This is a genomic window from Janthinobacterium sp. GW822-FHT07H10, from assembly GCF_058798675.1.
Genome location: NZ_JBXAKS010000030.1, coordinates 1 through 10,077, shown reverse-complemented (window position 1 = coordinate 10,077; position 10,077 = coordinate 1). Strand labels below are relative to the sequence as shown.

8 protein-coding genes are annotated in these 10,077 nt (G+C 64.1%); 3 read left to right on the top strand and 5 right to left on the bottom strand.

Annotated elements, in window-relative coordinates:
* The 5 genes from AC1RDJ_RS28225 to AC1RDJ_RS28205 form a co-directional block, all read right to left on the bottom strand.
* On the bottom strand, positions 1–4,609 hold a 4,609-nt coding region (locus tag AC1RDJ_RS28225; protein ID WP_493029432.1), incomplete at its 3' end, for a non-ribosomal peptide synthetase.
* Positions 4,606–4,857, bottom strand: a complete 252-nt coding sequence (locus AC1RDJ_RS28220) for an acyl carrier protein (protein ID WP_071324774.1) — start codon at positions 4,855–4,857, stop codon at positions 4,606–4,608. The genes AC1RDJ_RS28220 and AC1RDJ_RS28225, both read right to left, overlap by 4 nt.
* A gap of 66 nt (positions 4,858–4,923) precedes the next feature.
* On the bottom strand, positions 4,924–6,582 hold the full coding sequence (locus AC1RDJ_RS28215; RefSeq protein ID WP_493029431.1) for a fatty acyl-AMP ligase: 1,659 nt from the start codon (positions 6,580–6,582) through the stop codon (positions 4,924–4,926).
* A 404-nt stretch (positions 6,583–6,986) separates the two neighbouring features.
* Positions 6,987–7,706 (bottom strand): LuxR family transcriptional regulator, encoded by a 720-nt coding sequence (locus tag AC1RDJ_RS28210; protein WP_493029430.1) that lies wholly within the window; start codon positions 7,704–7,706, stop codon positions 6,987–6,989.
* 62 nt (positions 7,707–7,768) lie between these two features.
* Positions 7,769–8,134, bottom strand: coding sequence for a hypothetical protein (locus AC1RDJ_RS28205; RefSeq protein ID WP_493029429.1), 366 nt, complete (start codon positions 8,132–8,134; stop codon positions 7,769–7,771).
* 36 nt (positions 8,135–8,170) lie between these two features.
* On the opposite strand from AC1RDJ_RS28205, the gene AC1RDJ_RS28200 reads away from it, so the two are divergent.
* From AC1RDJ_RS28200 to AC1RDJ_RS28190, 3 genes are all read left to right on the top strand, one after another.
* On the top strand, positions 8,171–8,725 hold the full coding sequence (locus tag AC1RDJ_RS28200) for an acyl-homoserine-lactone synthase (RefSeq protein ID WP_071324776.1): 555 nt from the start codon (positions 8,171–8,173) through the stop codon (positions 8,723–8,725).
* A gap of 89 nt (positions 8,726–8,814) precedes the next feature.
* On the top strand, positions 8,815–9,216 hold the full coding sequence (locus tag AC1RDJ_RS28195) for a DUF4902 domain-containing protein (protein ID WP_083411957.1): 402 nt from the start codon (positions 8,815–8,817) through the stop codon (positions 9,214–9,216).
* 156 nt (positions 9,217–9,372) lie between these two features.
* Entirely contained in the window at positions 9,373–9,762 is a 390-nt protein-coding gene (locus AC1RDJ_RS28190; RefSeq protein ID WP_071324777.1) for a DUF4902 domain-containing protein, read from the top strand.
* Positions 9,763–10,077: the final 315 nt, after the last annotated feature.

Sequence of the window (10,077 nt, the reverse complement as noted above, 5' to 3'; positions counted from 1 at the left end):
CCCCCCCCCAAGCCCTGTCGGCCGGCGTCACGCCGACGTGGCGCAGCGGCTGCAGCGGCGCGCTCTCGAGCGCCTCGACCAGCTGCGCCAGCGCGGCGGCCGTGTAATGCGCCAGCTGCAGCGGCGCTATGCCGCCGACGCACTGTGCCGTCAGGACGAAGTCGTCGCGCGCATCGTCCACGTTCAGGGTGAACGGATAGTTGGTGCGCTCTTCGGCGGTAAGGAAACGCATGCCCTCGCCGGCCGCGACGCTGGCGCCATCGATGCTCGACGGCGCGCTGTGGCGGTAGTTCAGCAAGGCTGTAAACAGCGGCGTATTCGCCGCCACGCCGCTGCAGCGCTGGGCCAGCGCCAGCGATGCCTGCTCATGTTCGAGCAGGCTGCTCAGGCTATCCCAGGTGGCGTCGAGCACCTGGCGCACGCTGCGCCGTCCCAGCTGCACGCGCACCGGCAGGGTATTGACGAACATGCCGACCGGGTTGCCCTGCAACTCGACATCCTGCAGGCGGCCGGACAGCACGGTGCCAAACACCACGTCGTCGCTGCCGGACAGCTGGGCCAGGACCTGGGCCCACGCCACGTGGAACAGCGCGGCGGCCGTGGTGCGGTTGCCGCTGGCGGCACGGCGCACGCGCGCGCTCAGCGCGGCGCCCAGCAGATGGCGCGCCTCGGCCGCCTGCGAGCCGTCGGCCTGCACGTTGGACAGGCCCAGCGGCATGGTGGGACGGGTCACGTCGCCCAGCTGGCGGCGGAAATACGCCTCGTGCAGCGCCGCCGGCACCGCCCTGGCGCGCGCCACGAAATCGCGGTACGGCAAGGCCGGCGGCAGCTTGCCGCCTTCGCCGCGCAGGATGGCCTGCACTTCGGCCAGCAGGATGTCGAGCGTGATGTGGTCGCAGGCCAGGTGATGGATCAGGATGGCGAGGTAGCAAGCGCCGGAGCGCGGGTCCTGCGCGGCATAGGCCAGCATCAGCGGCGCGGTGCGCAAGTCCAGGCGCACGTGGCGCGGATCGGACAATTGCAGGAACTGCTGTTCGCAGTCGCCGTCCGCATCGAGTTCCACGCTACGCGTTTCCATCTGCGCATGGCGCTGCACCACCTGCAGCGGCTGCGCCAATCCTTCCCAGCGCAAGCTGGTACGCAGCATGTCGTGGCGCTCCACCAGCTGCTGCAGCGCGGCCAGGTAGGCATCCAGGCGGGCGCGCGTATCGAGCGCAAACGCGGCGCGCAGCAGATAGGCGTCGCCTTCGCTCTCGAGCAGATGGTGGAACAGGATGCCTTCCTGCGGCGGCGCCAGCGGATACATGTCCTGCACGTTGGCCGCGCCGCCCGGCACGCCGGCGACGATCTGGTCGACGTCGGCCTGGCTCAGCGCCACAAGCGGCAGCATCTGCGGCGTGATCGCCTCGCAGCCGGCGGGAATCGCGTTGGCCGGCACGCCGGGGGAGGCCGGCGCGGCGGAGGCTGCAATCACGGCGGCCAGCGCCTGCAGGCTGCTGGCGCCAAACACCGCGCGCACGTCGCATGCCACGCCGAGCGCCGCCAGCCGTTCGATCATCTCCAGCACCATCAGCGAATGGCCGCCCAGTTCAAAGAAGTGGTCATGGCGGCCCACGCGCTGCAAGCCCAGCAGCTCTTGCCAGACCTGGGCGATGGCGCCTTCCAGCGCGCCCTGCGGCGCTTCGTACTCGCGCGCCACGGCGGCGCCGGCATCGGGCGCCGGCAAGGCCCGGCGGTCCAGCTTGCCATTCGGCATCAGCGGGAAAGCGTCCAGCACCACGAAGGCGGCCGGCACCATGTAGGCGGGAACGGCCTGCGCCAGTTGTGCGCGCACGCGTTCCGGCGCCAGCACGGCGTCGGCAGCCGGCACGAGATAGGCCACCAGGCGCTTCGCGCCCGGCACGTCTTCGCGCGCCACGACCAGCGCCTCGCGCACGCCTTCGCATTCCTGCAGTCGCGCGCCCACTTCGCCCAGCTCGATGCGGAAGCCGCGGATCTTGACCTGGAAGTCATTGCGGCCCAGGTAGGCGATATTGCCGTCGGCGAGCCAGCAAGCCAGGTCACCGGTGCGGTACAGGCGAGCGCCAGCGACGAAGGGGTCGGCGAGGAAGCGCTCGGCGTTCAACTGCGGACGCTCCAGGTAGCCACGCGCCACGCCGGCGCCGCCCACGTAGATTTCACCAGCCACGCCCGGCGGCACCGGCTGCATGGCGCCGTCGAGGATGTAGATGCGCGCATTGGCGACGGGACGCCCGATCGGCAGCTGGTCGGGGCAATCGGACGCGTACTCATACACCGTGCTGCACACCGTCGCTTCGGTGGGGCCATACGCATTGAAGAAGCGCCGGCCGGCCGACCAGTGGCGCGCCAGGGCGGCCGGACAGGCATCGCCGCCGACGATCAGCGACTGCACCGTCGCCAGGTCGGCATCGGGCGGCAGCGCGGCCAGGGCCGCCGGCGGCAGGAACAAATGGGTCAGGGCGCCACGCTGCACGGCGTCGACCAGCGGCGCGCCAGGCAGCAGCGCTTCGCGCGTGGCCAGGTGCAGGCTGGCGCCGGCGCTGAGGGTCAGGGCAATCTCCCAGATGCAGGCATCGAAGCTGCACGAGGCAAATTGCAGCACGCGGCTGGCCGGCGTGATGCCGAACAGCGCCACCTGGTCATGCACGAGGTTCCACAGGCCCGCGTGGTGATTCATGACGCCCTTGGGCTGTCCGGTCGAACCGGAGGTATAGATCACGTAGGCCAGGTGCCGCGCGTCGAGGCCCAGCTGCGCCGGATCGGGATTGCCATCGGGCGCGCTGCCGCCCTGCGCATCGAGCATCAGGGCCGGCAAGGCGGTCGGCGGCAAGGCGGCGGATGCCAGCGCCGTGCTCACCAGCGCGCGCGCGCCGCAATCGACCAGCATGTAGGCGAGCCGCTCGGCAGGATAGTCCGGGTCGAGCGGCACGAAGGCGGCGCCCGCCTTCATGATGCCCAGCATGCCGGCCACCATGTCCGTGCCGCGCTCGACGCACAGGGCGATCCTGTCGTCAGGCTGCACGCCCATCTGGATCAAATGGTGCGCCAGCTGGTTGGCCTGGCCATTCAATTGCGCGTAGCTGAGCGTACGCCCGTCCATCGCGAGGGCGATGGCGTCGGGCTTGCTGGCGGCGTGGGCTTCGAACAATTGCTGGATGGGGCGGGCGGCGGGGAAATCGCGCGCGCCGCCGGCAAAGGTGCCCAGCAACTGCTGGCGTTGTGCCGCGGACAGGGGCGACAGCGCGGCATGCACCTGCTGATCGTCGGCAGCCATCTGCGCCAGCAGCGACTCCAGGTAGCCGGCCCAGCGCTCGACGCTGGCACGCGCCAGCACGTCCGCATCGAACTTCAGTTCGCAGCGGATGCCCTGTTCCAGTTCGAGCACTTCCAGCACCAGCGGGAAGTGCGCGTGGCCGCCGCTTTGCAGCAGCGGGAAGGACTGCAGGCGCACGCCGCCCCACTCGGCGACCGCGTCGGCGCCGTTCCACAAGGCCAGCAAGTCGCTGGCGTGGCGCGCTTTCTGGAAGACGAAAGCCGTCTGGAAAATCGGATGCTCGTTGCTTTCGCGCGCCGGCTGCAGGCGTTCGACCAGGTCGGCAAACGGCAAATCCTGCTGCGCCATGGCGCGCAGGGTGGCGCCGCGCACGCTGCGCAGCAGCTGGGCCACGCTCTGCTCCGCCTCATGCGCGATGCGCACGGCGACCGGATTGACGAAGTCGCCCACGACCTGGTCGAACTGCTGGCTGGTGCGGCCGGGCATCGGCGTGCCGATCACGACATCGTCCTGGCCCGTCAAGGTGCGCAGCAGCAGGCCGTAAGCCGCCAGCATGGTGGTAAACAAGGTCGAGGCATTCCGGCGCGCCAGCGCATGCAGTTCGGCGGCAAACTGCGCCGGCAGCGAAAAGCCGACGCTGTCGCGGCGCCCGCTGACGCGGCCCGAACGGGTGACATCGCTGCGCAACTGCAGCACCGGCAGCTCGCCCCCCAGGTTCCGCTCCCAGTACTGGCGCTGCGCTTCGGCAGCCGGGCTGTCCAGCCAGGCACGCTGTTGCGCGACATAGGCGGCGTAATCGGCCTCCGGCGGCAAGGCAGGCAAGTCCTGGCCCCGCATCAGCTGGCCCAGTTCGTCCAGCAACTGCCAGTAAGACCAGCCATCGCAGGCGATATGGTCGAACACCAGCAGCAGCACGCCATCCTGCGCGCCCTGCGCGTACCAGTGCGCACGCATCAGCGGCGGCGCCGCCAGGTCGAAGGCGATGCCGCAATCGGCCTGCACCTGCCGCGCCAGATCGGCGTCTGCGCTGCCCCGGACATCACGGCAGATCAGCTGTACCGGCGCGCTGCCGGCGATGCTTTGCTGCGGCGTGCCGGCCGACTGGCGGAAGCGGCTGCGCAGCATCGGATGGCGCGCGGCCAGCGTCTGCAGCGACGCGTCGAGCAGATCCAGGTCCAGCGCGCCCTGCACGCGCGCCGCAAAGCCATTGTTGTGCGTGCCCTGTGTGGCCGGGTCCAGCTGGTACAGGAACCAGCGGCTGCTTTGCGCAGCGGACAGGGGGAACCACGATTGGGTCAGGTCGAGCGCGCTCATACGGCACCTGCCGTCTGCGCGGCACGCGCTTGCAGGTGCTGCGCCAGCTGGCGCACCGATGGGTAATCGAACAGCGTCTCGAGTTCGAGCTCGATGCCGGTGCGGTCATGGATGGCGCGCGCCAGGCGCAGGGCGACGAAGGAATCGACGCCTTGCTGGTCCAGGGTGGTGGTGAGGGAAATGGCGCCGCGTTCGGCATTGGTCAGGTCCGCCAGGAGGTCGACCAGGCATTGTTCAAACAGGTTCATGGGGTTCTCTTCGCAAAAGTCAGGCAATGGCTATCGCGCCGCAGGCGGCGCATGGAATGGTGGAAATCAGGGAGCTTCGGCACGCGCCAGCGCGCCATCGAGATAATCGAGCCGGCACTGGTTGCGCCGGACCTTGCCGCTCGAAGTCCGGGGCAGCGCGCCCGGCTTGATGAACAGCACCTCGTCGAGCGTCAGGCCCAGGTTCGCCGTCACGGCGGAGCGCACGCTGGCGGCGACCTCCGGCCACTCGGCATGGCGGCGCAGCCACTCGCGCTTCAGTTCGAACACCAGCACGGTGCGCTGCTTGTCGCCATCGACGATGCTGAAGGCACCGCCACCGGATTCGCGCAAGGCGATGTGATTGCGTTCGGCTTCATTCTCGATGTCTTGCGGCAGGTATTTTTTGCCATAGTGGATGATCAAGTCCTTCAGGCGGCCGCTGACGAAGAGCTGGCCGTTGCTGACGTAGCCCAGGTCGCCGGTGCGCAGGTAGCGCTGCGTGCCCTCGCCCGCGATGGTGGCGTGGAAATACTGTTCGCTCAGTTCGGCGCGCCGCCAGTAGCCCAGCGCGACGCTCGATCCCTGCACCCAGATCTCGCCCACCAGGCCATCGGCCAGGCGCTGGCGGCTATCGGGGTCGACGATGGCGATGTGCGTGTCGTGGCGCGGATGGCCGCAGCCCACGATGGCGCTCTCGTCGCGCTGCTGCACTTCCAGCCCGGCGCCGCGTTGCGCTCCCGTGATGAACAGGGTGGACTCGGCCATGCCGTAGCAGGCATAGAAGGCCTCGGGACGGAAGCCCACGGAGGCGAACCTGCGGATGAAGGCGTCGATGGCCTCGGGACGGATCGGCTCGGCGCCGCAGAACGCCACGGACCAGGCCGACAAATCCAGGCCGGCCATGTCTTCGTCGCGGATGCTTTGCGCGGCCAGCTGGTACATGAAATTGGGGCCGCCGCTGGTCGTCATGCCAAAGCGCGAAATGATCTGCAGCCAGCGCTCCGGATACTGGACGAATTCGGCCGGCAGCATGCAGCTGGCGCTGCAACCGGTGTACATCGATTGCAGGATGCCGCCGATCAAGCCCATATCGTGGAACAGGGGCAGCGCCGTAAACACGCTGGAGCCGGCATCGAGCTGCATGCCCTGGCCGATGGCCAGGCAGTTGTTGACCAGGTTGCCATGGCTGACCATCACGCCCTTGGGGTCGCCCGTCGAGCCGGACGTGTATTGCAGGAAAGCCAGGTCATTGCCGGACAGCGCAGGCAATGTCCAGCTGGCGGCCATGGCCGCCAAGTCGTCACGCGCGGACCAGGTGCGCATGTCGATGCAGTCGCTGACCGCCTGGGCATCGTGGAAATGCGCCGGCGTCACTTCGTCGCTGTCGCAGATCAGGGCGCGGAAGGCGGCATCGCGTGACAACACCTGCAGCCGTTCAAGCAAGGCATGGCGGCGCGGCAAGGCCGTCGGTACGGCGACGGCGCCCGCCATCAGGCAGGCGAAGAAGGCGATCACAAAATGCCGCTGCGACTTGCAGGTCAGCAGCACGCGCTCGCCGGCCAGTCCCCGCGATTGCAGCAGGGCCGCCAATGCCGCGGACTCTTCCCACACGCGCTGGAATGTCAGGACATCGGGGACCAGGCTGGCGCCCTGGAAGAAGCGGTATGCCGTGCCGTCGGGCGAGGACTGCGCACGCTGCAGCAGGATTTCCGGAAAGGTTTTCATGGCGGCCTATCCCACGATGCGCAGATTGGACAGCGCGCCGGCAGCGGGCGGGAGACGGTCGGGGGAAATGGCTGGTCTGGCGAAATGCATAGTCGTCACTCACACGAAAAAGGGGTCGGAATGTGTGATGTGGCAGACAGGAAAACCGTAAAAAGCCGTCCATCGCAGGCGAATCAACATCGTTCACCTTGCTTCTCCACACCATGCACAGCGGTGTTTATAGGAGTCCATTAAACGTGAATGCGCAGGCGGAGATAACTGTCAGATTTGACAGTGAAGGTCAGGACAGGGAAAAAATGAGGAGGAAAAACGCGGGCCGACAACGTGGCGCGCCGCAGTGTGCAGAGAGGAAAAACGGCAGGCAGGGGCTGGACGCGGAAGGCGCCCGCCGAGGCGAAAAAAAATTACAGCAAGCGCAACATCGCGGCCTTGACGACGCCCGCGGTTTTATTGACGACGCCCAGTTTGACGAGGGAATTGGTGATGTGGAAGTTGACGGTACGCTCGGAAATATCCATGATCTGGGCCACCTCGCCCGACGTCTTGCCATCCGCCGTCCAGCGCAGCACTTCCACTTCGCGCGCCGTCAGCATGATGGCCGGTTCGGCATCGCGCTTCATGCTGGCCAGGCGTACTCCGCCCTCGTGAACCGCCTGGGCCAGCCAGGACAACTGTACGGAATGCTCCCGCAACTCCGTCAGCGTAATCTCCTCTTGCGAGCGCGCCAGCGTCAGCATGCCGACATTGCTTTTGGCATCAAACGACGATTGCGCCCAGCCATGCTTCAAGCCATGCCCGCTGGCATCGGTCCAGAAGTCGGGACAGCTGGCGAACAATTGCGGCGACCACACGACGGGCATGGCGGACTGGATACCGTGGGCAACGGTGGGATCGACCGCCAGGTAGTTCTCGCTCGCGTAGCGCTGCTGCCATTCGGTGGAGTAATTGCTTAAAAGTAACATTTTGGGATTGGAGACGGGCAACGGCATGCGCAAGCCATAGGCGCAGTACTCGAAGCCCAGGTCGCGCGCCGCCTTCGCGATGGCGGCGAAAAACGTCTCTTCCGTGGTGGCGTTCGTTAACGCTTCGCTTTGCTCTTCTCGCCAGACAATTTCACGTTTCACAGAATCATCCTCACACTGGAATGCCGGGCAATATGGCCGGCAAAAAAAGCAACTGTCAGATCTTACAGTGTCCCAAACACCATTTTTGCCTCAGGATAGGCTGCACCTTTGTTTCTTTCTATCCTGACAAATGAAAAAATGGGGGTCAAGCCGGGCATGACAGTCATCGCATTTACAAGGGCTCCTTTTGAGAGCCAAGCAAAATATTCTTGCTGGCCAAATTTTGGCGATACGGCATGGACATCAGCAAATCCATTGCCGAATAGCAGCAAACCTCGAATATAAGCATCTCTTTTTATCATTGCAAGAAAAATATTGATTATTTGATATAGGTGGTGGCGATACAGCACCAGCCGTGCTGAAAATGGGGGCAGCTGTAAAAGATGACAGTTATGCGGGTTCGTTGAAAAAGGTTTAATGGCAACCATTGGGAATCTTGATGTACCACCACTTGGAGCGCGCAGATGAACGTAATCACAGGCAAAACCGGAGCACTTCCCGAAGAACTTCTGACCAGTCTCGCGCACTATCGCCACAAGGTGTTCGTGGAAACACTCGGGTGGGATTTGAAAACCAAGAATGGCGAGGAACTCGATCAATTCGACCGCCCCGATACCCTGTATGTGGTGGCAAAGGATGAGCAAGGGCAAATCAATGGCTGCGCCCGGCTTTTGCCGACAAGCCAGCCCTATCTGCTCGGTGAAGTCTTTCCCGAACTGATGCAAGGACAGCCCATTCCCTGTTCATCCGATATCTGGGAACTTTCCCGTTTCGCCTCGGTGGATTTCAATGGCGGCAAGACGTCCGCCCTGGCGCAGTTTTCCTCGGGCGTGGCGGCGCAACTGCTGCGCGAATCGATCGCCATTGCCAAGGCACATGGCGCGAAGCGTCTGATCACGGTCTCGCCGATCGGCATCGAGCGCCTGTTGCGCCATACGGGCGTCCATGCCCACCGCGCGGGTCCGCCGATGATCATCGGTGGCCATCCGATTTTTGCATGCTGGATTGAAATCGACTAAGCAATATCCCGCCATCGCCCGTGTTGACGGCGCAGGCAAGGACGGGACTCGCCCACCAATGACCTCGCGGTCTGATATTCGGAGGTTCCATGGACAAAAACAGATTGCTCGTGTCCGAGTCTGGCTATATACACCTTTCCTTCGCGGAGCTGCAGGATATCAGCCTGATCCACCTGATTTCCGGTCTCGACGAAGACATGGCCGGCATGCCGGCAGAAGGCGCGATACCCACCGCCATCACCGGCTATACGGAATGGATTGCCGATGGCAACCAGGGTGTCTCGATTGGCTGGGACTGGCAAATGCAGGGCGATAGCCACCATGTCCAGCTGACGCGCGTAGGCGACGCCAGCAGCAACGTCATGCTGCAAAGCGAAGCGCGCATGGATCTGGGAACGGCCAAGACGGCGCTGCTGCTTGAAGTGCTCATCGATGGCCTCAACTGGCAACCGACCACCTTGAATTATGTGAACGAACGTTACAGTAATTAAAAAAAGAAACCGATGAATTTAACAAATATATTAACAAAAAACATGAATAGCGACGGTAGGGCCTTATACTATGAGACTTGCTGGTAGCGCCACCGAAAATCCGACCTTAGTGCGCGATTGCGCATCACTTGTTTATCCCTGTTCTGTTTCACATCCATGCTAACGATCTCTCCGGACGGTTATATCCGTCTTTCGCTTACCCAGCTTGGCGCCGTCAAGCTGATTCACCTGACATCGGGTCTGGATGAAGATATGCCGGCGTGTACCGCCGAATCGGCGGCGGCCACCGTCATCACTGGTTATACGGAATGGGTCAGCGATACGACTCCTGCCATTTCAATCGGCTGGGACTGGATCATGAAAGTAACGGATGGCGCCGTGCGCCTGACACGCCTGGGTGAACCACGCAGCAATTGCATGCTGAAAAACGAAAATGACGATGACCTGGGACCGGCACGCAGCAACGCCGCCCTGGCCGGCTTTGTCGATACCCTGGCCTGGCAAGGCGAAGCCGAACACCATATCGCCTCGCGTTATCACCACTAGCGCCTGTTAGTATCCTGAAAATACAAAGGCACCGCATGGCGGTGCCTTTTTTACGCCTGTCGATTCCCAACTGGGCGCGATAACGCCAGCGCATCGCCCACCAGTTCCAAAAACCGCATCTGGGATGCGCCCCAAAATCAGCCAATTCTGCCGCCATTCCGGCTTTTTCATCATGGGTTCAGGCCAGCAAACATAAAAACAAAAGCGCCAGACGAAAAAAAACCCCGCCATCACTGGCGGGGTTTTTCTCTACTGCGTATAACAAGCCTGACGATAACCTACTTTCACACTGGTTGCAGCACTATCATCGGCGCA

Excerpts from the sequence above, each read along its gene's own strand:
- AC1RDJ_RS28220 (WP_071324774.1), bottom strand. The coding sequence starts at position 4,857 with ATGAACCTGTTTGAACAATGCCTGGTCGACCTCCTGGCGGACCTGACC.
- AC1RDJ_RS28215 (WP_493029431.1), bottom strand. The coding sequence starts at position 6,582 with ATGAAAACCTTTCCGGAAATCCTGCTGCAGCGTGCGCAGTCCTCGCCC.
- AC1RDJ_RS28205 (WP_493029429.1), bottom strand. The coding sequence starts at position 8,134 with ATGGTTGCCATTAAACCTTTTTCAACGAACCCGCATAACTGTCATCTT.
- AC1RDJ_RS28200 (WP_071324776.1), top strand. The coding sequence starts at position 8,171 with ATGAACGTAATCACAGGCAAAACCGGAGCACTTCCCGAAGAACTTCTG.
- AC1RDJ_RS28195 (WP_083411957.1), top strand. The coding sequence starts at position 8,815 with ATGGACAAAAACAGATTGCTCGTGTCCGAGTCTGGCTATATACACCTT.
- AC1RDJ_RS28190 (WP_071324777.1), top strand. The coding sequence starts at position 9,373 with ATGCTAACGATCTCTCCGGACGGTTATATCCGTCTTTCGCTTACCCAG.